Below are 21,574 nucleotides of genomic sequence, written 5' to 3' on the forward strand. Positions count from 1 at the left end.
ACGAAAGACTACGTAGGACTGAGCGTGCGGTCGGAGCCGGGCTGCGACGGCAGGCCCTGCGCCAGGTCCTCCGCCAGCAGCCGCTTCGCGATCGAGTCGACCGCCGCCCGCAGCTCCTTGCCCGGCGGCCGGCCCAGGTCCTCCTCGACCCGCTTGCTCAGCCAGTCGCCCCACGCGTGGTTGAGGACGCCGGCCTCCCGCCTGCCCGCCTCCGTGTGCGAGAAGTACGAGCCCGTGCGCGACAGATAGCCCTCGTCGACCATCCGCTGGAACACCGGCACCAGGACCTCCGGCGGGATCCTGCGCCGCGCCGCGATCATGCCGAGGCTGGCGTGCCCGACCATCCGCGTGAAGAACTCCACCTGCATCACGGCCCAGGCGCCCGCGATGTCGAGCCGGGAGTCGGACGCGTCGAGGATGCGCCGCGCGGTGTCCAGGTCCGTCTGCTTCACGAGCTTGCCGACCGCCCGCTCCAGCAGATGTGCCGGATCGCCGGTCGTCGGCTGGGCGAAGCCCTCGCCCATGTCCGACGACCCCATCCGGGCACTGTCGCGCAGCTGCACCTGCTTGAGGAACAGCGCCACCAGGAACCCGATCGCCGCCACCGGCACCGTCCACAGGAACACGGTGTGCAGCGTGTCGGCGTACGCCTGCGCGATCGGCTCCCGGGCCGCGGCGGGCAGCGCGTTGAGTGCTTCGGGGCTCTGTGCCGCCTTCGCGAGCGCCGCCGGGTCGACTCCCGTACCGGCCCGCGCCGCCGCCTCGACGCCGTCCGTCAGATTCGGCTTGAGGGTATTGGCGTAGATCGTGCCGAACACGGCCGTCCCGAAGGAGCTGCCGAGCGTACGGAAGAACGTGACGCCCGACGTGGCCGTGCCCAGGTCCGCGTACTCGACGGTGTTCTGCACGGCGATCGTCAGCACCTGCATGCACAGACCGATGCCGACACCGAGCACGAACATGTACAGCGACTCGAGCCAGGCACCCGACGACGTCCCCATCAGCGACAGGAGGTACAGGCCGAGCGCCATGATCAGGGAGCCGATGATCGGGAAGATGCGGTACTTGCCGGTCTTGCTGACCACGTTGCCGGAGAAGATCGACGCGATCAGCAGACCGATCACCATCGGCAGCGTGCGCACACCGGAGATCGTGGCCGAGTCCCCGTCGACGTACTGCAGATACGTCGGCAGGAACGTCATCGCGCCGAGCATCGCGAAGCCCACGATGAAGCTGAGGATCGAGCAGACCGTGAAGACGGGGTTGGCGAACAGCCGCATGGGCAGCATCGGTTCGGCCGCGCGCGTCTCCACCCAGCAGAACAGGCCGAGCGCGACGACGCCGCCCGCGAACAGGCCGATGATGGTGGCGGAGCCCCACGCGTACTCGTTGCCGCCCCAACTGGTCGCCAGGATCAGCGCGCTCGCGCCGATCGCGACGAGGGCGATGCCCAAGTAGTCGATCACCGGCCGCGACGCCGACTTCACCACCGGGATGGTGCGGGCGGCGGCGATCACCACGACGATCGCGATCGGTACGTTGACGTAGAACGCCCAGCGCCAGGTCAGGTGGTCCGTGAACAGGCCGCCGAGCAGCGGCCCGATGACCGTCGCCACACCGAACACGGCGCCGATCGCGCCCTGGTACTTGCCGCGCTCACGCAGCGGGATGACGTCCGCGATGAGCGCCATCGCCGTCACCATCAGACCGCCCGCGCCGATGCCCTGCATCGCGCGCCAGGCGATCAGCAGCGTCATGTTGCCCGCGAGGCCGCACAGGAACGAACCGGTGATGAAGACGATCGCCGAGACCTGGAAGACGACCTTGCGCCCGAACAGGTCGCCGAACTTGCCGACGAGCACCGTGGCGACCGTCTCCGCCAGCAGGTACGCCGTCACCACCCACGACATGTGCGCCGCGCCGCCGAGGTCCGAGACGATCGTCGGCAGGGCCGTGCCGACGATCGTCTGGTCGAGGGCGGCGAGCAGCATGCCCAGCATGATCGTGACGAAGACGACGTTGCGGCGTCGCTTGTCCAGCACGGGGGGCGATGCGGGCGCCTGTGCGGCGGGCGGGGCGGTGTCGGTGGCTGTCACTCTCGCAGGGTCACATCGAGGCCGGGGGTGCGCATGTGGGTGAGGGCCGGATCAGTGACGCCCTGGCGCCGTGCGGGTGTAAGCCGGTGCGCGGGTTCTTGTCCCGTCGTGGCCGCTCGCGCCCCGCGGCGGAGCCGCTGATCGATACAGCCCCGCGCCCCTCAGGCACCTCCCCTGAGCCGGGGGGACCGGGACGCGGCCTCGATCGGCTCGCCGTCCTGGGCCACTCGGTCCGCCAGCTCTCTCGCCCAGGTCGTCACCGCCGCCACGTCGAGCCCGCCCGGGGGTGTGCCCCGCCAGGACTCCAGCCCGTCCGCTCCTCTGCGGAGCAGCCTCGCGCCGCCCGTCGTGTTGCCGCGGGCCGCGTGGGTGAGGCCGACTGCCGTCTGGGCGAGGGCGCGCCACAGGCCGCGTTCCGTGTCCGGGCCCGACTTCCAGGCGTCCTCGAAGACCTCGTGCGCGTGGAACGGGCGGCCCGCGTCGAGGAGCGCCTGCGCCTCGGTGACCGTGTCCGCCGCGGTGCGCACGACGCCCTCCGGCTGGCGGGCGACGCCCGGGGCGCCGTAGGGGAGGGGGCGGCCGAGGCCGTCGCGGGGGCGGGCGTTGCGGGCGCGGCCCTCGTCGTCGCGGTCCCGGTCGGCGCTGCGCGGTGTGCTCATGTCTACGAGGGTCGCAGAACCGGTTTCAAACCAGCCGTGAGCTTGGGGTATTGTTCTGTCTGTCGCCGCCGGAAGGGACACCGGAAGCGCGGAGGACATCGGGACGTGGCGCAGCTTGGTAGCGCACTTGACTGGGGGTCAAGGGGTCGCAGGTTCAAATCCTGTCGTCCCGACTTTACGAAGTCGCAGGCCGTGGGGCCGCTTTGGAGAGATCCGGAGCGGCCCCATCGTCGTGTTCAGGCCGGGTGTGCCGCGCGCCACGCAGCCATCGACGTGTTCCAGTCCTCGCCGGACAACGCGGTCAGCGACGCGGGGAACAGGCCGTCCTCCTCCTTGGCGATGTGCCGGTGCAGTTCGTCCACGGCCTCGGTGAAGGTGCGTACGTCGGCCGGGTCCGTGAGGTCCAACGCGGGCAGCAGCGCGGCCAGTTCACGGTGCTCCCCCTCCAGGGCCGCGATGTAGTCGGCGTACTCGGGGTCCGCGCGCATCGCACGGAACAGGCCGTCCTCCTCGCCGCGCCAGTGCGTCGCGAGTTCGGCCGCCATCGTGTCGACAAGGGCGCGGGCCTGCTCTGGCTCGCCGCGCTCCAGGGCCCGCAGAGCGTCACCGGCGGCGTCCGTGACGCGCTCGTGCTCGGCGATGAACTCCTTGATGAGGGGGATGTCCCGGCAACCGCAGTAGTGGCACATGGGGTCAGTGATACGTCAGTCCTGGGGGGAGATCGTGGAGGCTCTCGTCCGGCGCCGCCACCCGTGGCAACATGCGTGTAACCAGCATGCAAGCGGGATGTGAGCGCGAGGGTGGGAACGGGCATGGCCGGCGCGGCGGTTGGCGTGAGCGGGACGGACACCGGGGCCGGGCGGGAGGTCTGGCCCGGCGTCGCCGCCCGGCTGGACGCCGTACCCGTCGGGGCCTGGCACTGGCGCGTCACCCTGCTCGCCGGACTCGCCACGTTCTTCGACCTGTACGAGGTCTTCCTGGGCGGCGTGCTCGGCGGGGTGCTCACCGGGCAGTGGGGCCTCGACAAGGACGCCAAGGCGCTGCTCGTCGGGGCGCCGTTCTTCGGGATGTTCGCGGGCGCCGTGTTCCTCGGGCGGGCCGCGGACCGGTTCGGCCGCAAGCCCTTGTTCATGGTCAACCTCGCAGGCTACAGCGTCAGTTCGCTCGCCGCGGCCTTCGCGCCGAACCTCGCCACCCTCGTGGTCCTGCGGGTCGTCGCCGGTCTCTTCCTCGGCGCCGAACTGCCGCTCGTCGACACGTACGTCAGTGAACTGCTGCCCGGCCGGGTCCGCGGCCGGTTCGTCGCCGTCGCGTACACGCTCGGCTTCTGCGGGGCGCCGGTAGCTGCGCTGCTGGGCGGGCAGCTCGTCGCCGGCCGGCACCTGTGGATCGACGGGTGGCGCTGGCTGCTGGTGTTCGGCGGTGTCGGCGCCGCCTTCGTGTGGGTGCTGCGGCGCTCGCTGCCCGAGTCGCCGCGCTGGCTCAGCAGCCGGGGCCGGTACACGGACGCGGACCGTGTCGTCGCCGACGTGGAGCGGCGCGCCGGGATCACACCGCCCCTGCCGTCGGCGCCGCTGCCCGCGCGCGAGGGGGAGCCCGGGAGTGCGTCCGTGCGGGCGCTGTTCCGGCCGCCGTATCTGCGCCGCACCGTCATGCTCTGGATCTTCCAGGTGCTCCAGACCGTCGGCTACTACGGATTCGGCTCGCTCGCGCCGCTCGTGCTCATGGCCAAGGGACACGACGTGGTCGACTCGCTCACGTACACGGCGCTCAGCTTCCTCGGCTACCCGGTCGGCTCCGCCGTCTCCGTGCTGTTCATCGAGCGGATCGAGCGCAGGACGCTGGTCGTCGTGTCGGCCGCCGCCATTGCCGTGTTCGGTCTCGCCTTCGGTACCGCCGACTCCTCGGCGGGCATCGTGACCGCCGGGGTGCTCATGACGCTCACCCAGAACGTCTTCTCCAACGCCTTCCACGTCTACCAGGCCGAGCTGTTCCCCACCGCACTGCGCGGCGGAGCCGTCGGCATCGCCTACTCGCTTTCCCGGCTCACCGGCGGCGTGCTGCCGTTCGTGGGCCTGAGCGTGCTCGGCGCCTTCGGCGCCGAGGGCATGTTCGCCGGCTGCGCCGTCCTGATGGTGCTGCTGTGCGTCAACGTGGCCTGGCTCGGGCCGCGTACGAACGGGCAGGCACTGGAGAGCGCGGCGACGGAAAATGAGGCGAGCCGCAGCGGACGGTCCGGGTAGTCTCGCGCAACCCGTCTCGAGCCGGAAAGGTGACCATGGACGTCCGCAAGCTGCACGACGACGAACCCGACATCGACGAGGCGCTGGTGCGCGCGCTCCTCGAGGACCAGTTCCCGCAGTGGGCCGCACTGCCGCTGCGGTACGTCGACGCGGACGGCACGCAGAACGTCCTGTTCCGGCTCGGTGACGAGTACGCCCTGCGGATGCCGCGGGTGCCGGGGGAGCTGTCGGAGGACGAGCGCCGCTGGATGCCCGTGCTCGCCGGGCAACTGCCGTTCCCCGTACCGGTGATGGTCGCCCAGGGCAAGCCCGGCCGCGGGTTCCCCCACCCGTGGCGGATCCACCGCTGGCTGACCGGGGAGCCGCCCGAGGTGGGCAGCCTGACGGACCCGCAGGCGCTCGCCGAGGACCTGGCTGCGTTCGTGACCGCGCTGCGCGGCATCGACACGACGGGCGCGCCCCGTTCCTACCGCGACGAGCGCCTGCCCGACCGGGACGCGGACACGCGCCGCTTCATCGGTGAACTCGCCGGACGGATCGACGCCGACGCGGCCCTCGCCGTCTGGGACACGGCGCTGGGCGCGTCGCGGGGCACGCTGCCCGAGGTGTGGCTGCACGGCGACCTCCAGCCCGGCAACCTCCTCGTCGCCGACGGCCGCCTCAGCGCCGTCATCGACTTCGACTGCATGGGCCTGGGCGAACCCGCCGTCGACCTGATCTGCGCCTGGTACGTCCTCCAGGAGCCGGAACGGAAGACCTTCCGGGCGGCGGTCGGACAGGACGAGAACACCTGGGCCCGCGCCCGCGGCTGGGCACTCAGCATCGCGGCGGCCGAACTCGCCTACTACGAAGGGAAGAACCCCTTCATGGCGCGCACCGCCGAGCGGGTCATCGGCGAGGTGCTGGCCGAATGCCGCGACTGAGGGACGCCGGTGCCGAACGGGCTGCCCGCGTACGAGGCAGGGGCGGCCTCCGGGCCGCAGGCGGACTCCGGCCTGGCCCCGCTGCTCACCGCCCCCGCCCCGTTCCGTCCCGTCGGCGGCCTACCTGGTCGGCGTGATCGAAGGGCTTGCGGCGTCCGACGCGTCCCGCTGATGCGGGATGACGACCTGGGCGCTGCCCTGCGTCAGGGCCACCGTCCTGGCCGGTGACGGGATCCGGATGCCCTCGGCGCGGAAGCGCTGGTGCAGGCGCTTGATGAACTCGTGCTTGATCCGGTACTGGTCGCTGAACTCGCCCACGCCCAGGATCACGTTGAAGCCGATCCGGGAGTCGCCGAAGGTGTGGAAGCGGACCAGCGGCTCGTGGTCGGGGACCGCGCCCTCGACGTCCTTCATGACCTCGGTCACGACATCCACCGTCACGCGCTCGACGTGCTCCAGGTCGCTGTCGTAGCCGACGCCCGCCGGCACGGTGAGGGTCATCTCCTGTTCCGGGCGGCTGAAGTTGGTCATGTTCGTGCCGGACAGCTGGGTGTTCGGGATGATCACCAGGTTGTTGGAGAGCTGACGGACCACGGTGTTGCGCCAGTTGATGTCGACGACGTAGCCCTCCTCGCCGCTGCTGAGCCGGATGTAGTCGCCCGGCTGCACGGTCTTCGAGGCGAGGATGTGCACGCCCGCGAAGAGGTTCGCGAGGGTGTCCTGCAGGGCGAGCGCCACCGCCAGACCGCCGACGCCGAGGGCGGTGAGCAGGGGCGCGATGGAGATGCCCAGCGTCTGCAGCACGACGAGGAAGCCCATCGCGAGCACGATGACGCGCGTGATGTTGACGAAGATCGTCGCCGAACCCGCCACCGCGGCCCGGGACTGTGCGACCGCCCGCACCAGACCTGTGATGACGCGGGCCGCCGTCAGCGTCGCCGCGACGATCACGAACGCGGTCAGCGCCATGTTCACGTTGCGGCCCGTGCGCGTGGTCAGCGGCAGCGCCTCGGCGGCCACCGCCGCGCCCGCCGCGAACGCGGCCCACGGCACCAGCGTGCGCAGCGCGTCGACGATCACATCGTCCCCGCCCCATCGCGTCCGGCTGGCCCGGTCGCCCAGCCAGCGCAGCAGCGTGCGCAGCAGCAGCCCGCCGATCAGCCCCGCGACGAGCGCGACGCCGGCGGCGATCAGGTCATGGAGTTCGAGACCGCGGGTCATCGGACACCTCCCGGGCGCAACTCGGCGATGGGGGTGGATATGTGATGTTTCGTCACGTGGTACCTGCTTGTTCGGGGATCGGGCGGCGCGCACCGTCGATTCGAGCGGCGGCGGGCGCGCACGTCATCCTGCCCCATGCGCCGATCCCCGGCGCACTCCCCGTCGGCTCCGGCGGATCGTCACACATGACCCATTGACTCCTCTTCGGCCCGGCACTGACGCTGGAGTCATGACCCAACTGTCCGAGCATCTGCGCCAGGCCACCCCCGTCGTCGCGCAGCGCGGGGAAGGCGTCCACCTCTACGGCATCGACGGACGACGCTATCTGGACTTCACCGCCGGGATCGGGGTCACCAGTACCGGGCACTGCCATCCGCGCGTGGTCGCCGCCGCGCAGGAGCAGGTGGCCACCCTGATCCACGGCCAGTACACGACCGTCCTGCACCAGCCGCTGCAGCGCCTCGTCGAGAAGCTGGGCGACGTGCTGCCGAGCGGCCTCGACAGCCTGTTCTTCGTGAACTCGGGGAGCGAGGCCGTCGAGGCGGCGATGCGGCTGGCCCGGCAGGCGACCGGGCGGCCCAACATCGTGGTGGCGCACGGCGGTTTCCACGGGCGTACCGTCGCGGCCGCGTCGCTCACCACGTCGGGCACGAAGATCCGCACCGGGTTCGGCCCGATGATGGCGGGCGTCGCCATCACCCCGTTCCCGAACGCCTTCCACTACGGCTGGGACGAGGAGACCGCCACCCGCTTCGCGCTGCGCGAGTTCGACCATCTGCTGCAGACCGTGTCCGATCCCGACGACACGGCCGCGATCCTCGTCGAACCCGTCCTCGGAGAAGGGGGCTACGTCCCCGCCAACACCGCCTACCTGCAAGGACTTCGCGAGCGCGCCGACCGCCACGGCATCCTGCTGATCCTCGACGAGATCCAGACCGGCGTCGGCCGTACCGGGCGCTTCTGGGGCCACGACCACTTCGACGTGCGGCCCGACGTCCTGGTCACCGCGAAGGGCCTCGCCAGTGGGTTCCCGCTGTCCGGGATCGCCGCGTCCGCCGAGCTGATGCACCGGGTCAGGCCCGGCTCGCAGGGCGGCACCTACGGCGGCAACGCGGTGGCGTGCGCCGCGGCCTGCGCCACCCTCGACGTCATCGCCGAGGAAGGCCTGGTGGCCAACGCCGCCGCGATGGGCACCAGGCTGCGGGCGGGCCTGGAGGACGTCGCCGCGAAGACCCCGGCGATCGGTGACGTGCGCGGGCTCGGCCTGATGCTGGCGAGCGAGTTCACGACGGCCGAGGGCGAGCCCGACGCGGCGACCGCGCTGCGCGCCCAACAGGCCGCGGCCGACGAGGGGTTGCTGCTCCTGACGTGCGGCCCGTGGGGGAACGTCGTACGGATGATTCCCGCCCTCGTGGTGACCGAGGACCAGGTGGACGAGGCGCTGCGGTTGTGGGGCGCCGCGGTGGCCACGGCGACCGACTGATGCGGGGAAGGCGCCAGCGCCCCGCCCACGACCACCGACCGACCACTACGGCGGAGCTCACATGACCACCACCCACGTGATCGAGAACGTCCCGAAAGGCCTGCACATCGGCGGCAGTTGGCAGCCCGCCGCGAGCGGCCGCACCATGCCCGTCGACAACCCCGCCACCGACACCACCCTGTGCCGCGTCGCCGACGCGAGCCCCGAGGACGGGCAGCGCGCCCTGGCCGCGGCCGTCACCGCGCAACAGGACTGGGCCCGCACCGCCCCGCGCGAGCGCTCCGAGATCCTGCGCAGGGCCCACGAGATCATCCTCGCCCGCACCGAGGAGCTCGCTCTCCTCATGACCCTGGAGATGGGCAAGCCCCTCGCGGAGGCGCGTGGCGAAGTCGCGTACGCCGCCGAGTTCTTCCGCTGGTTCTCCGAAGAGGCGGTCCGGATCGACGGCGGCTACGCCACCAGCCCCGACGGGCGCAACCGGCACCTCGTCCTGCGCCAGCCGGTCGGCCCCTGCCTGCTGATCACGCCCTGGAACTTCCCGCTCGCCATGGGGACCCGCAAGATCGGTCCGGCCGTCGCCGCGGGCTGCACCATGGTGCTCAAACCCGCTCCCCAGACGCCCCTGTCCACGCTCGCCCTCACCGCGATCCTCGGCGAGGCCGGTCTGCCGCCCGGCGTGCTCAACACCGTCACCACGTCCGACGCGGCCGCCCTCGTGGCACCCCTGCTGCGCGGCGGCGGCATTCGCAAACTGTCCTTCACCGGCTCGACGCAGGTGGGCAGGACCCTGCTCGCGCAGTGCGCCGACACCGTCGTCCGTACGTCGTTGGAGCTCGGCGGCAACGCTCCGTTCATCGTGTTCGACGACGCTGATCTGGACGCGGCCGTCGACGGCGCGATGGTCGCCAAGATGCGCAACATGGGCGAGGCGTGCACCGCCGCGAACCGGATCTTCGTGCACACCTCCGTCGCCGAGGAGTTCGCGACCCGGCTGACCGCGCGGATGTCGGCCCTGACCGTCGGGGACGGCACGACATCCGGCACCGACGTCGGACCGCTCATCGACGCGGCGGGCCGCGCCAAGGTCGAGCGGCTCGTGCGCGACGCCGTCGAGCGCGGCGCGAAGATCCTCACCGGCGGTGAACTCCCGGCAGGAGAAGGCAACTTCTACCCGCCGACCGTCCTCGCCCAGGTCCCGCGCGACGCCGAGCTCACCGGCACCGAGATCTTCGGGCCCGTCGCCGCACTGTTCCCGTTCGACGACGAGGACGACGTCGTGCGCGCCGCGAACGACACCGAGTGGGGCCTGGTGTCGTACGTCTTCACGCGCGACCTGGACCGTGCGCTGCGCGTCGGCGAGCGCCTGGAGACCGGCATGGTCGGACTCAACACCGGCCTCGTGTCCAACCCCGCGGCCCCCTTCGGCGGCGTCAAACAGTCGGGGCTCGGCCGGGAGGGCGGCCGGGTCGGCATCGAGGAGTTCCTGGAGTACAAGTACCTGGCCGTGCCCACCGGTTCGTGACGGGCGGGCGGCCGCTCACAGGCGCACGACCGCCCGGAACCCCGCGAGCCGGGACAGCAACGACCGGGCGGGCGGCGTCAGTTCACCCACGGCGACCTCGGCCCCCGAGTTCAACAGGCCGAGCAGCGCCGAGAGTTCGGGTGCGGTGAGGTCCGTCTCCAGGGTGTGCCCGCAGGCGGCCACGAGCCGGCGGCCCGCGGCCTCGGTCCACAGCACCCGCTCGACCGCGCGCACGGCGTCGTCGTCGGTGAAGTAGCCGGGCCGGGCGGGCGGCGGCACCGGGCGCAGGCCGCCGTCGGTGGCGTGGCGCAGCGCCTGGCGCGCCAGCGACCGTTCCAGGGCCGCGGGCCGCGCCGCCTCCCGGTGGTGGGCGAGCGCCTCGGCGAGGACCGGCGGCAGCCCGTGCAGGCCGTCCTCCTCGCGTACGTGGATGTCGTCGCCGCCCCAACGGCCCTGCGGGGACGCCGGGTTGGAGCCCGGCGCGAGCATCTGGCGCAACCCCTCGCCGGGCCGGGGCGCGGTCCGGCCCACCCCGAGGTGCACGGCCGCCGCCGGGGGACTGCAGGGCTCCGCGGCGTAGGGCAGACCGGCCGGCCAGTAGAGCAGGTCGCCGGGCTCGGGGCGGGCGGACCACCCCTGCCCGTCCGGTCCGAGGCGGATGCGGGGGTGCCCGAGCAAGGTGTACAGAAACGTTGCGCCGCGGATGTACGGCAGCCGGCCGGGGCTGGTCGTGCCGTGGAACAGCGTGGTGGTCGCGCCGAGCAGTGGCTGGCCCACGCGGTCCCACAGCTGCGCGAGGAACGCGCGGGCCCTGAGCCAGACCGGATGGTGGCAGGTGTGCAGTCCGCGCACGAGCAGGGCGAACGGCTCGCGCTCCACTTGGCGGAGCAGCCGCCGGTCGTAGCGCGCGAAGGAGCCGTCCTCCGGCTGCGGCAGCAGATCCCCGGGGTCGCGCAGCAGCCGCGGCCCGAGCGTGAAGCCCACCCGGTCGGCCGCGGGACGCTGCGCCGCAATGACGGCCCCTTCGAAGACCTCGTGCGCGTCGAACGGGGCGGGTCCGAGCCCGGAGCCGGGGATCAGCACCGGCCGCCGGTCCCAGTACCGTGCGAGGAAGAGGTCCTGGTCGAAGCGGTCCATGACGTCGACGGGCGGTATCGGAACCGGGCTCACGGCACCAGCTCCAGGGCGCGTACGCGGTACAACTCGTCGACCAGGGAGCGGAGTTCGGGGTCGTCCGGCGGCACGGCGCAGGCGGCCGCGAGCGGGGCGACGGCGGTCTCGTCGACCGTGGCGAGATGAGCGAGGACGCGGTCCGTCGTCGGTCCCGCGCCGCGTCGTGCGTGCCCGTGGGCGGCCCAGATCAGGGTTCCGGCGGTGTCCCGGGTGCGCAGGATCGCGGTGGTCCGCCGTAATCGGTGGTGCGCGGCGAGCGGGACGCGCGGCCGGGGCGGCGGCGCCGGATCGAGACCGGCGGCCGAGCGCAGGGCCGCCCAGCGCAGCAGCAGCGCACGCTCGGGCTCCTCGCCCGCGAGGGCTGCCACGTACCGCCGGGCGGGATCGGTGAACTGCGGCGGGGGCACCAGATGCCCGTCGGGACCTGCCTGTGCGGGATGGGGGAGCGTGGGCGGTGCGTCGGCGGAGCCGGGTGCGCGCCGCAGCAGTTCCCCGAGCACCTCGCCGACGTAGGGCAGGGCCGAGGCGGTGCGGGCGGGCACGGCGAGCCGCAGCGTCGTGCACGGCCGCGTACGGTCCTCGAGGTGCGTGCTGCCCGCGGGCCAGTGCACCAGGTCCCCGGCCCCGGCGTGCAGTTCGAACTCGGTGCCGGTGTGCTCGGGGCGCACCCGCACCGTCAGCGCACCGTCCAGGACCCAGGTGAGGGCCGCCGTGTCGGGGCGTGCGCCGAAGTCCTCGGGGGCGTGGTGCCGCGCCCCGACGGCCAGTTCGGCGGTCACGGGCAGCGGAGGTCTGCCGACGCACTGCCACAGGCCCGCGACGGCGTCGCGCACCCGCGACCAGAGCGGGAAGTCGAGGATCAGCGGGTGCCGGGCGGTCAACAGCCAGCCGCCGCCGGTCGGTTGGCCGGAACCGGACAGCCGGGCGGCGTACCCGGCCAGGTCCCGGTCCTCGGGTGCGGGCAGCAGCGGCCCGGGTTCGTTCAGCTCGCCGTCCCCGACCGCGAGGCGTATCCGCACCGGTCGCGGTGCTCGGGACGCCGCGACGAGGAGGCGGTGCGCTCCCGCCGCGTCGAGACCCGGCCGCGGCCCGTCCGAAACGACCACCGGCTCCCTCGCCCAGTGCCGCTCCGCGAAGAGCCGCCAGGCGTCGGCGTTCCGGTCGGACGGTCGGGCGGATTCACAGCTGGGGTTCATCGGGGCTGGGACCTCCTCGGTCCCTCGGGCAGGGGCGGCGTCACGGGCCTGGCGACCCTGTCAGAGGGCCTCGGGCCCCGTCAACGCCTTACGGAGAACCTGTGAACATCTGGCGCGGAACATGCGCCACGCCCCAGGGATTCACCGGCGCCCCAGCACGCTCACACCGCGCTGCCGGCCTGCCAGTCCGCCCACGACATGTTCCAGCCATTGAGTCCGTTCGCCGGGTTCACGGTCTCCTCGCCCGAGCGCCGGACCTCCACCACGTCGCCGACCATCGAGCTCTGGTAGAACGTCGCGCCCGGCGTCGACGCGTCGTCCGCGCCCCGGGCATCGCGCAGCCCGATGCAGCCGTGGCTGGTGTTGCTCGTGCCGAAGATCGACGGCGACGCCCAGTAGTTGCCGTGGATGAAGGTGCCGGACGCGGTCAGCCGCTGGGCGTGCGGGACGTCGTCGATGTCGTACTCGTCGCCGAGGCCCACCGTCGTCGAGTCCATCCGCGTCTCCTCGAACCGCTCGGAGATCACCATCTTCCCGGCCCACGTGGTGTGTTCGGCGTCGCCGCCGCTGACGTCGTAGGTGGCGATCTCCGCGCCGTCGCGGCGCACCGTCATCGACTTCGCCTTGAGGTCGACGACGCTGATCTGCTCGCGGCCTATGTGGAAGGTGACGTCCTTGTCCTGCGTGCCGAACACCCCGTCGGCGCCCTCGACGTCCTTCAGGCGCAGACTCAGCGTGATCTTCGTGCCGGCCGCCCAGTAGGACGCGGGCCGGAAGTCGAGCCGGGTGTCGCTGAACCAGTGCCCCGCTATCTCCACGTCCGGGTCCGCGGTCACGGTGATCGCCTTCTGCACGGCGGCCCGGTCGGTCACGGCCTTCGTGAAGTTCACGGACACGGGCATGCCGACGCCGGACGTCGAACCGTCCTCCGGGGTGAAGTACCCGACGAACGTGGCGCCCGGCTTCTTGGTGGTGAAACGGCTGGTGTGCGCGGCGGACGTGCCGTCGACCGTGGCGCTCACCGTGTAGTCCGTGCCCGACGAAGGGTGGGCGGAGGACGTCCACGTGGTGCGCGCGTCGTCGAACGACCCCTTCAGGGTCGTGCCGTCGGCCGCGGTGACGCTGACCTTGGACAGGGTCCCGTCGGTGGCCGTGACGGTGACCGGGCTGCCGAAGGCGGCCTGTTTGCTGCCGTCGGCGGGGACGACGGCGACCCTCGCCGCGCGGCCGGAGCCATTGCCCGACCCCGACCCCGACCCCGACCCCGACCCCGCCCCCGATCCCGACTGCGCGCCGGCCTTCTGTGCGGAGCAGCCCGCGACCGCCCCCACCGAAGCCGCTCCCAGCGCGGCGAGCACTCCGCGCCGCGACCAGGCCGCCGCCGTACCGTCTGCTGTCCGCACCCGAGAGACGCCCACACCGAGCCTTCCTGATCCATGGCCTTTGCGGTGTCGCATGCTGCCCGCGTGACCTGGGGGAATCCTTGGAAAATGGGGTGCTTGTCTTAATTCTTCCTTTGAGGGTGCCGTCGGCCGCCACCGGCCGGGATCGCGGCGTCGTACGCCCTGTGGAAGGGTGGTGGGTGAAATGCCCGAGTTGTTCGACTTGGACCCGTAAGGAGCGCCATGTCCTCGAAGCGACGCCGCAAGAAGAAGGCCCGCCGCAAGCACGCCGCGAACCACGGCAGCAGGCCGCAGTCCTGAAGAGCAGGTAAGAGCAGGTAAGAGCAGGTGGGGGCGGGTGGGGTGCGGGGCCTCAGGCCCGCTGCACGGCCCCGTCGCCGACGGCCGTCGCCCACTCGGTGACCAGTGCCTCGTACTCCGCCCGCTCCTCGGCGGTCAACTGACCGCCGGTGCGCGCCCACAGGTCACGGATCTGCTCGTTGACCACGTCGGCGGACCGTGCGGAACGCGGGGCGGGAGTGGAGGACATGTGAACGAGGGTAGGGGATCGGTGCGACTGTGCGCTCCGGTCCGTCACGTGGTCATCGCCATGTGTGATGTTCGCCATCCCGGGCAACCCGCCGGGCCCCACCGGACTGCGGGTGTCAGGGCTTGCGGGCGACCCCCGCGTACAGCGGCACGGTGGTCCCGTCCCGCTCCTCGTCGACGGCCAGCTCCGGATGCCAGTCCGGCAGCCAGACCACGCCCGGGTCGAGGAGATCGAGTCCCTCGAAGAACTTCGTCATCTCCTCGCGCGAACGCGGCACGAGCGTGACGCCCCCGGCCGCGTACATGGCGACGGCCTGCTGCGTGCGCTCCGGGTCGTAGTCGGACGCCAGTTGCGACAGGACCAGGTGGCTGCCCGAGGGCAGCGCGTCCACCAGCGTCCGCACGATGTCGTACGCGCCCTGCTCGTCCGGGACGAAGTGCAGCAGCGCGATGAGGGAGAGGGCGACCGGACGGTCGAAGTCCAGTATGTCCGCCGCCAGTTCGAGGATCCGGTGCGGTTCGCGCGCGTCCGCCTGCAGATAGCGCGTCACGCCCTCGGGGGTGCCGCGCAGCAGTGCCTCCGCATGGGCGAGCACGATCGGGTCGTTGTCGACGTAGACGACGCTCGACTCGGGCGCCGCGGTCTGCGCGATGCGGTGCAGGTTCGGCTCCGTGGGGATGCCGGTGCCGATGTCGAGGAACTGGCGGATCCCGACCCGTGCCGCGAGCAGCCGCGTCGCGCGCTGCATGAACCAGCGGTTGTGCCGCGCCCCGTACTTGGCCGTCGGCTCCATCTGCGTGATCTGCCGGCCGAGCGCCTCGTCCACCGGATAGTTGTCCTTGCCGCCGAGGAACCAGTCGTACACCCGGGCCGGGTGCGGCTTGCTGGTGTCGATCATGGGGCAACTCCCTGGTAGGCGCGGCCTGTTCGAGCGTACGTCCGATCATCCTGCCGTACGGATGTGACGCGTGGGGTGCGATCGGAGAGGATGGCGGCATGACCGGCCCCCAGCGCCTCGACATCTCCCGCGCCCGCATCGACGACTGGCCCGTGATCCGGGGCTGGGCCGCCGACGAGGGCTGGAACCCCGGGCTCGCCGACGGTCCCAGCTTCTTCGCGCAGGACCCCGACGGCTTCTTCCTCGGCCGGATCGACGGCGAGCCCGTCTCCGCGATCTCGGTCGTCAACTACGGTCCCGCGTACGCCTTTCTGGGCTGCTACCTCGTCCGTCCCGACCTGCGCGGCCGCGGGCACGGCATCGCCACCTGGCGGGCCGGGCTCGGGCACGCGGGCGAGCGCACCGTCGGCCTCGACGGCGTCGTCGCCCAGCAGGACAACTACCGCAGGTCCGGGTTCCGGCTCGCCCACCGCACCGTCCGCTTCACCGGGATCCCGACGGGCACCCCGGACGTGCACGCCGCCGGGATCGTGCCGGTCGGCGACGACCTCGCGCCGGTCCTCGCGTACGACAGCGCCTGCTACCCCGCCGACCGCCCCCGCTTCCTCGAGTCCTGGCTGACCACGCCGGGACACACGGCACTCGCCCGCGTCGCCGACGGGCAGGTCACCGGGTACGGCGTGGCGCGCCCCGGGCGTGACGGGCGCCGCATCGGCCCGCTGTTCGCGGACACCGCCGACGACGCGCGGGCCCTGTTCGACGCCCTCGCGCCCGTGGGGGAGCCGGTGTCCGTCGACGTACCGGCGACGAACACCGAGGGCATCGCGCTCATGAAGACGCGCGGCCTGCCGCCCGGGTTCGAGACGGCCCGCATGTACACGGGGCCCGTCCGGCCGTTCGCCCAGTCCCGCGTGTACGGGGTGACCACGCTCGAACTCGGCTGACACGCAAGGGAGTCGGGCAGCGCGGCTCACCCCTGCCCGAACGCCCCGTGCCGCCCCTCCCCGGAGGCGAACCGGCCCGCACCTTCGAGCCCCTCCTTCAACACGCCGACGCCGTGGCGCAGTTCGGTGCGCATGGCCGTCTCCTCGTCCACGCCGCCCTGCTCCCGCACCGACGCGCGGTCGCTGCGCAGACACGCCTGGGGGAACGCCACCAGCTGCGCGGCCAGCTCCTGTGCCGCGGCGCGGGCGCGGCCCGGCGGGACCAGACGGTTGGCGAGGCCCATCTCGTACGCCTCCCGCGCGGGCACGGGGCGCCCCGTCAGGATCAGGTCCATCGCGCGGCTCTCGCCGATCAGCCGCGGCAGCCGCACCGTGCCGCCGTCGATCAGCGGGACGCCCCAGCGGCGGCAGAAGACGCCGAACACCGCGTCCTGTTCGGCGACCCGCAGATCGCACCAGAGGGCGAGTTCGAGCCCGCCCGCGACGGCGTGGCCGCTGACCGCCGCGATCACCGGCTTCGACAGCCTCAGCCGTGTCGGCCCCATCGGCCCGTCCCCGTCCTCCGCCACCCGGTTGCCCCGCGCCGTCCCGACCGCCTTCAGGTCGGCGCCCGCGCAGAAGGTGCCGCCCTCGCCCCACAGGACGGCCGCCCGCGCCGTCTCGTCCGCCTCGAACTCCCGGAAGGCGTCCGCCAGTTGGGCGGCGGTCGGCCCGTCGACCGCGTTGCGGGCCCCGGGGCGGGACAGGACGACCGTGGTGACGGGACCTTCGCGTTCGACGCGGACGGACGGCATGGGGCTTCCTCCCGGCAGTACGGTTACGTGACCTTCAGGGTCAGTCTGGCCCCCGCCGTCGACGCGGTGCCGACGAACAGCTCGAACGTGCCCTCCTCCAGCAGGAATCGGCCTGAGGGGTCATTGGTCCAGAAGCCCAGATCGTCCGCGCCGAGCCGGAACGAGACCGTCGTGGACGCACCCGCGTCGAGCGTGACCCGCTCGAACCCCCGCAGCCTGCGCACCGGTTGAGTGATACTCGCGGCCACGTCATGGACGTAGAGCTGCACCACCTCGTCGCCCTTGCGCGAGCCGGTGTTGCGCACGGGCACCGACACCTCGACCGTGTCGCCGCTCCGCAGCGCCCGCGCGCGGACGCTGCCCCGGCTCGCCGTCGGTGTGCCGAGCTCGAACGTCGTGTAGCTGAGCCCGAAGCCGAACGGGAACTGCGGGGTCGGCGGCAGATCCAGGTACTTCGACGTGAACTTGTTGTTCGCGTCGAAGGGACGGCCCGTCGACTCGTGGTTGTAGTGGATGGGGATCTGGCCGACCGTGCGCGGGAACGACACCGGCAGCTTCCCGCCCGGGTTCACCTCGCCGAACAGCACGTCCGCGAGCGCGTGGCCCGCCTCGGTGCCGGGGTGCCAGGCCAGCAGGACGGCGGGTGCGGAGTCGAGCCAGTCGCCGATCGTCAGGGGCCGGCCGCCCACGAGCACCACCACGAACGGCTTGCCCGTGCCCGCGACCGCCGCGATCAGCTTCTCCTGGTCGCCGGGGAGCGAGATGTCGCTGCGGGCCGACGCCTCCCCGCTCATCGCCGCCGGTTCGCCCACGACCACGACGGTGACGTCCGCCGCCTTCGCCACCGCGACCGCCTCGGCGATGCCGCCGGTGTCCTTGCCCTCGGGGTCGACGCCCCGCGCGTACGTCACCTTCGCGTCGGGCGCCGCCTCGCGCACCGCGTCGAGCACCTTCACCGCCGGGAACCGCTCGGCCGACGCGGGCACCACCCACGTACCGAGCAGATCGGCGGAGTCGGCGAACGGGCCCACCAGGGCAAGGGAGTTCACCGACTTCTTCAGGGGCAGCACGTCCCCGTCGTTCTTCAGCAGGACCATCGAGCGGGACCCCGCGGCCCGGGCCGCCCTGCGTGCGTCGGGCGACGGCTCGGTGATCGCGGCCGACTCGTCCACGTACGGGTCGTCGAACAGGCCGAGCGCGTACTTCAGGCGCAGCACGCGCGTGACCGCGTCGTCGATCCGACGCTGCGTGATCGTGCCGGAGCGCAGCAGCTGCTTGCCGTTGGTGAGGAGGTTCGTGCTGGTCATCTCCATGTCCACGCCCGCGTTCAGCGCGAGGCGCGCCGCGTCCGCGCCGTCCTCGGCGAAGCCGTGCGCGATCAACTCCTGCACGCCCGTCCAGTCGCTGACGACGAACCCGTCGAAGTCCCACTCCTTCTTCAGGACATCGGTGAGGGTGTGCGCGTTGCCGTGTGCCGGGACGCCGCTGATCGTGTTGAAGGACGCCATCACGGTGGCGACGCCCGCGTCCAACGCGGCTTTGAACGGCGGGAGATAGAGATTGCGCAGCCGCGACTCGGACACGTCGACCGTGTTGTAGTCGCGTCCGCCCTCCGCACCGCCGTACGCCACGAAGTGCTTGGCGCAGGCGGCGAGGGTCTCCTTCGCGCCGTAGCCCGAGCCCTGGTACCCCTTGACCTTCGCGGCGGCGAACCGCGCGGTGAGGTACGGGTCTTCGCCGCTTCCTTCGGCGATGCGGCCCCAGCGCGGCTCGTGCGTGACGTCCATCATCGGCGAGAACGTCCAGTGCACCCCGTTCGAGCGGGCCTCCTTCGCCGACACCGCCGCGTCCGTCCGGGTCACCTCGGGGTCGAAGCTCGCTGCCTGCGCCAGCGGGATGGGGAAGTTCGTCCAGAAGCCGTGGATGACGTCCAGGCCGAACAGCAGCGGGATGCCGAGCCGGGACTCCTCGACGGCGAGGCGCTGCAGCGCGTTCGTGGTCTTCGCGCCGAAGATGCTGAGCACCGAGCCGAGCCGGCCCGCGCGCGCCGCGTCCTCGACCTCCTTCGTCGACCCGGAGCCCGGGTTGAGATCCCACGACCAGGGAAGCTGCTGCAACTGCCCGAGCTTCTCTTCGAGAGTCATACGGGAGAGCAGGTCCCTGACCTTGCCCTCGTACGATGCCCCGCGGCCGCCGCTCAGTGCGGACGCGGTGCTGGACTGGCTGGTCACGACGGCCCCCGCGGTGGCGGTGACGCCGATCGCGGACAGCAGAGTACGCCTTCGTAGCTCCGGCATGTCTTCGCTTCCCGATAGTCCGAGACCCACAACTTGTGTGGTGGGTACAAGAATTGAGGCGAAGCTACGGTCCGGTGGTGCGAGGGTCAAGAGGTCCGGCCGGGGTGTGGGCCAAAGGTGTGGCGTACTTCTGCGGTCCGTTTTCCGTCCCGCTGTTGACCTCAAGATTGGTTGAGGTCCTACCGTCATCGGCATGAGCATGGAGACCACAGCCTGGACGCAGCTGCACAGCGTCATGAACGCCCAGAACGGCGGGCCGCAGGGCCGCCCCTTCGCCCGCGCGACCCTGCGCCGGATCGCCGGATTCGCCCGGCCGCACAAGCGCCGCATCCTGCAGTTCGTGGCCCTGAGCATCCTGACAGCGCTGCTCGCCGTGGCGACGCCGGTGCTCGCGGGCCGCGTCGTCGACGCGATCGTCGGCGGTGACGACCAGAGCGTGGTGATCCGGCTCGCCCTCCTCATCGCCCTCATCGCGCTCGCCGAGGCGGGCCTCGGGCTCGTCGCCCGCTGGCTGTCCGCGAACCTCGGCGAGGGCCTCATCCTCGATCTGCGCACCGCCGTCTTCGACCACGTCCAGCGGATGCCCGTCGCGTTCTTCACCCGCACCCGCACCGGCGCGCTCGTCAGCCGCCTCAACAACGACGTCATCGGCGCACAGCGCGCCTTCAGCAACACGCTCTCCGGGGTCGTCGGCAACGTGGTCACGCTCCTGCTGACCCTCGCCGTCATGCTGACCCTCTCCTGGCAGATCACCCTGCTCGCGCTCCTCCTGCTGCCGGTGTTCGTGCTGCCCGCCCGCCGCATGGGCAGCCGCATGGCAGGACTCCAGCGCGAGGCCGCCGCCCACAACGCCGCGATGGGCACCCGCATGACCGAGCGCTTCTCGGCGCCCGGTGCCACGCTGGTCAAGCTGTTCGGACGGCCCGAGGACGAGTCGGCCCAGTTCGCCGAGCGGGCGGCGCGGGTGCGCGACATCGGCGTCCGTACGGCGATGGCCCAGTCGGCGTTCATCACCGCCCTGACCCTGGTCTCCGCCCTGGCGCTCGCGCTCGTCTACGGGCTCGGCGGCTACTTCGCCCTCGACGGCACCCTCGAAGCCGGCGCGGTCGTGTCGCTCGCCCTGCTCCTCACCCGCCTGTACGCGCCGCTGACCTCCCTCGCCGGCGCGCGCGTCGAGGTCATGAGCGCCCTCGTCAGCTTCGAGCGCGTCTTCGAGGTCCTCGACCTCGAGCCCCTCATCGACGAGAAGCCGGACGCCCGCGACGTGCCGGAAGGACCGGTCACGGTGGAGTTCGACGACGTCCGCTTCGCCTACCCGTCCGCCGACAAGGTCTCCCTCGCCTCCCTCGAAGAGGTCGCCTCGCTCGACACCCGCGGCGGCGCCGAAGTCCTGCACGGCATCTCCTTCCGCGCCGAACCCGGCCAGACCATCGCCCTCGTCGGCTCCTCGGGCGCCGGCAAGTCGACCATCGCGCAACTGCTGCCCCGCCTCTACGACACCGACGCCGGAGCCGTCCGGATCGGTGGCGTCGACGTGCGCGACCTGAGCCAGGCGTCGCTGCGGGCCACGCTCGGCATGGTCACCCAGGACGGCCACCTGTTCCACGACTCGGTCCGCGCCAACCTGCTCCTCGCCCGGCCGGGCGCGAGCGAGGCCGACCTGTGGGACGCGCTGCGCCGCGCCCGCCTCGAGGCCCTCGTGCACTCCCTGCCGGACGGCCTGGACACCGTCGTCGGCGAACGCGGCTACCGGCTCTCCGGCGGCGAACGCCAGCGCATGACCATCGCCCGCCTGCTCCTCGCCCGCCAGCGCATCGTCATCCTCGACGAGGCCACCGCCCACCTCGACAACACCTCCGAGGCCGCGGTCCAGGAAGCGCTCACCGAGGCCCTCGCGGACCGCACGGCGATCGTCATCGCCCACCGCCTGTCCACCATCCGCTCCGCGGACCGCATCCTCGTCCTGGAGGACGGCCGGATCGTCGAACAGGGCACCCACGACACCCTCCTCGAAGCCGCCGGCCGCTACGCCGAGCTGTACCGGACACAGTTCGCGGCGGGGGAGCGGGAGCAGCTGGGGGACGGGGTGGTGGAGGCGGCGTGAGGCGCGGGGCCGTCCCCGCCGGGGCGGGCGATGCGCCCCGCGCGGCCCGGCCCCGCGGCGGACCTGCTCCCCATCCACCCCGAATCTCC

Annotated in this window: 17 protein-coding genes and 1 tRNA gene; 7 read left to right on the forward strand and 11 right to left on the reverse strand. The window is 72.2% G+C overall.

The annotated features are described in order from the left end of the window. Positions 1-8: 8 nt before the first annotated feature. Complete coding sequence (locus ACIBUY_RS37880) at positions 9-2,096, reverse strand: MDR family MFS transporter (protein ID WP_365578057.1); 2,088 nt, start codon at positions 2,094-2,096, stop codon at positions 9-11. A 161-nt stretch (positions 2,097-2,257) separates the two neighbouring features. Beyond that, the gene (locus ACIBUY_RS37885; RefSeq protein ID WP_365578059.1) at positions 2,258-2,755 is read right to left on the reverse strand and encodes a DUF309 domain-containing protein; all 498 of its coding nucleotides are present in this window, start codon (positions 2,753-2,755) and stop codon (positions 2,258-2,260) included. A 99-nt stretch (positions 2,756-2,854) separates the two neighbouring features. Here ACIBUY_RS37885 and ACIBUY_RS37890 point away from each other — a divergent pair. Continuing rightward, a tRNA-Pro gene (locus tag ACIBUY_RS37890) sits at positions 2,855-2,928 on the forward strand. Between the two features lie 63 nt (positions 2,929-2,991). Here ACIBUY_RS37890 and ACIBUY_RS37895 read toward each other — a convergent pair. Beyond that, positions 2,992-3,444, reverse strand: a complete 453-nt coding sequence (locus tag ACIBUY_RS37895; protein WP_399155059.1) for a hemerythrin domain-containing protein — start codon at positions 3,442-3,444, stop codon at positions 2,992-2,994. A 144-nt stretch (positions 3,445-3,588) separates the two neighbouring features. On the opposite strand from ACIBUY_RS37895, the gene ACIBUY_RS37900 reads away from it, so the two are divergent. Beyond that, the gene (locus ACIBUY_RS37900; RefSeq protein WP_399155060.1) at positions 3,589-4,998 is read left to right on the forward strand and encodes an MFS transporter; all 1,410 of its coding nucleotides are present in this window, start codon (positions 3,589-3,591) and stop codon (positions 4,996-4,998) included. Positions 4,999-5,033: 35 nt separating this feature from the next. Beyond that, the gene (locus ACIBUY_RS37905) at positions 5,034-5,921 is read left to right on the forward strand and encodes an aminoglycoside phosphotransferase family protein (RefSeq protein ID WP_399155061.1); all 888 of its coding nucleotides are present in this window, start codon (positions 5,034-5,036) and stop codon (positions 5,919-5,921) included. Positions 5,922-6,041: 120 nt separating this feature from the next. Here ACIBUY_RS37905 and ACIBUY_RS37910 read toward each other — a convergent pair whose 3' ends face one another. After that, positions 6,042-7,142: a mechanosensitive ion channel family protein gene (locus tag ACIBUY_RS37910; protein WP_399155062.1), complete on the reverse strand. Its 1,101-nt coding sequence runs from the start codon at positions 7,140-7,142 to the stop codon at positions 6,042-6,044. Between the two features lie 229 nt (positions 7,143-7,371). Here ACIBUY_RS37910 and ACIBUY_RS37915 point away from each other — a divergent pair, with 229 nt between their 5' ends. Then, entirely contained in the window at positions 7,372-8,625 is a 1,254-nt protein-coding gene (locus tag ACIBUY_RS37915; protein WP_399155063.1) for an aspartate aminotransferase family protein, read from the forward strand. A gap of 61 nt (positions 8,626-8,686) precedes the next feature. Then, complete coding sequence (locus tag ACIBUY_RS37920) at positions 8,687-10,147, forward strand: NAD-dependent succinate-semialdehyde dehydrogenase (protein ID WP_399155064.1); 1,461 nt, start codon at positions 8,687-8,689, stop codon at positions 10,145-10,147. Between the two features lie 15 nt (positions 10,148-10,162). Here ACIBUY_RS37920 and ACIBUY_RS37925 read toward each other — a convergent pair whose 3' ends face one another. The 5 genes from ACIBUY_RS37925 to ACIBUY_RS37945 form a co-directional block, all read right to left on the reverse strand. Next, complete coding sequence (locus tag ACIBUY_RS37925; protein ID WP_399155065.1) at positions 10,163-11,317, reverse strand: hypothetical protein; 1,155 nt, start codon at positions 11,315-11,317, stop codon at positions 10,163-10,165. Next, positions 11,314-12,516 carry a hypothetical protein gene (locus ACIBUY_RS37930; protein WP_399155066.1) on the reverse strand — a complete coding sequence of 401 codons (1,203 nt, stop codon included), beginning with the start codon at positions 12,514-12,516 and terminating at the stop codon, positions 11,314-11,316. Before ACIBUY_RS37930 ends, ACIBUY_RS37925 begins: the two co-directional genes overlap by 4 nt. A 161-nt stretch (positions 12,517-12,677) precedes the next feature. Next, entirely contained in the window at positions 12,678-13,934 is a 1,257-nt protein-coding gene (locus ACIBUY_RS37935) for an Ig-like domain-containing protein (protein WP_399155067.1), read from the reverse strand. Between the two features lie 337 nt (positions 13,935-14,271). Next, entirely contained in the window at positions 14,272-14,448 is a 177-nt protein-coding gene (locus ACIBUY_RS37940; protein ID WP_365578079.1) for a hypothetical protein, read from the reverse strand. 115 nt (positions 14,449-14,563) lie between these two features. Beyond that, positions 14,564-15,346: an SAM-dependent methyltransferase gene (locus tag ACIBUY_RS37945; protein ID WP_399155068.1), complete on the reverse strand. Its 783-nt coding sequence runs from the start codon at positions 15,344-15,346 to the stop codon at positions 14,564-14,566. A 98-nt stretch (positions 15,347-15,444) separates the two neighbouring features. Here ACIBUY_RS37945 and ACIBUY_RS37950 point away from each other — a divergent pair, with 98 nt between their 5' ends. After that, entirely contained in the window at positions 15,445-16,290 is an 846-nt protein-coding gene (locus tag ACIBUY_RS37950; RefSeq protein ID WP_399155069.1) for a GNAT family N-acetyltransferase, read from the forward strand. Between the two features lie 26 nt (positions 16,291-16,316). On the opposite strand, the gene ACIBUY_RS37955 is transcribed toward ACIBUY_RS37950, so the two are convergent. After that, entirely contained in the window at positions 16,317-17,084 is a 768-nt protein-coding gene (locus tag ACIBUY_RS37955) for a crotonase/enoyl-CoA hydratase family protein (protein ID WP_399155070.1), read from the reverse strand. 23 nt (positions 17,085-17,107) lie between these two features. Next, positions 17,108-19,381, reverse strand: coding sequence for a beta-glucosidase BglX (bglX, locus tag ACIBUY_RS37960; RefSeq protein WP_399155071.1), 2,274 nt, complete (start codon positions 19,379-19,381; stop codon positions 17,108-17,110). 199 nt (positions 19,382-19,580) lie between these two features. On the opposite strand from bglX, the gene ACIBUY_RS37965 reads away from it, so the two are divergent. Next, positions 19,581-21,485, forward strand: a complete 1,905-nt coding sequence (locus tag ACIBUY_RS37965) for an ABC transporter ATP-binding protein (protein WP_399155133.1) — start codon at positions 19,581-19,583, stop codon at positions 21,483-21,485. The last annotated feature ends 89 nt before the right edge of the window (positions 21,486-21,574 follow it).

Origin of the sequence: Streptomyces sp. NPDC050085 (assembly GCF_044460595.1) — a bacterium.
Classification (GTDB): Bacteria; Actinomycetota; Actinomycetes; order Streptomycetales; family Streptomycetaceae; genus Streptomyces.

What these genes read in the sequence shown, in the direction of transcription:
- ACIBUY_RS37885 (WP_365578059.1), bottom strand. Translation starts at nt 2,755, where the DNA reads ATGAGCACACCGCGCAGCGCCGACCGGGACCGCGACGACGAGGGCCGC.
- ACIBUY_RS37895 (WP_399155059.1), bottom strand. Translation starts at nt 3,444, where the DNA reads ATGTGCCACTACTGCGGTTGCCGGGACATCCCCCTCATCAAGGAGTTC.
- ACIBUY_RS37905 (WP_399155061.1), top strand. Translation starts at nt 5,034, where the DNA reads ATGGACGTCCGCAAGCTGCACGACGACGAACCCGACATCGACGAGGCG.
- ACIBUY_RS37910 (WP_399155062.1), bottom strand. Translation starts at nt 7,142, where the DNA reads ATGACCCGCGGTCTCGAACTCCATGACCTGATCGCCGCCGGCGTCGCG.
- ACIBUY_RS37915 (WP_399155063.1), top strand. Translation starts at nt 7,372, where the DNA reads ATGACCCAACTGTCCGAGCATCTGCGCCAGGCCACCCCCGTCGTCGCG.
- ACIBUY_RS37920 (WP_399155064.1), top strand. Translation starts at nt 8,687, where the DNA reads ATGACCACCACCCACGTGATCGAGAACGTCCCGAAAGGCCTGCACATC.
- ACIBUY_RS37930 (WP_399155066.1), bottom strand. Translation starts at nt 12,516, where the DNA reads ATGAACCCCAGCTGTGAATCCGCCCGACCGTCCGACCGGAACGCCGAC.
- ACIBUY_RS37940 (WP_365578079.1), bottom strand. Translation starts at nt 14,448, where the DNA reads ATGTCCTCCACTCCCGCCCCGCGTTCCGCACGGTCCGCCGACGTGGTC.
- ACIBUY_RS37945 (WP_399155068.1), bottom strand. Translation starts at nt 15,346, where the DNA reads ATGATCGACACCAGCAAGCCGCACCCGGCCCGGGTGTACGACTGGTTC.
- ACIBUY_RS37950 (WP_399155069.1), top strand. Translation starts at nt 15,445, where the DNA reads ATGACCGGCCCCCAGCGCCTCGACATCTCCCGCGCCCGCATCGACGAC.
- ACIBUY_RS37955 (WP_399155070.1), bottom strand. Translation starts at nt 17,084, where the DNA reads ATGCCGTCCGTCCGCGTCGAACGCGAAGGTCCCGTCACCACGGTCGTC.
- bglX (WP_399155071.1), bottom strand. Translation starts at nt 19,381, where the DNA reads ATGCCGGAGCTACGAAGGCGTACTCTGCTGTCCGCGATCGGCGTCACC.
- ACIBUY_RS37965 (WP_399155133.1), top strand. Translation starts at nt 19,581, where the DNA reads ATGGAGACCACAGCCTGGACGCAGCTGCACAGCGTCATGAACGCCCAG.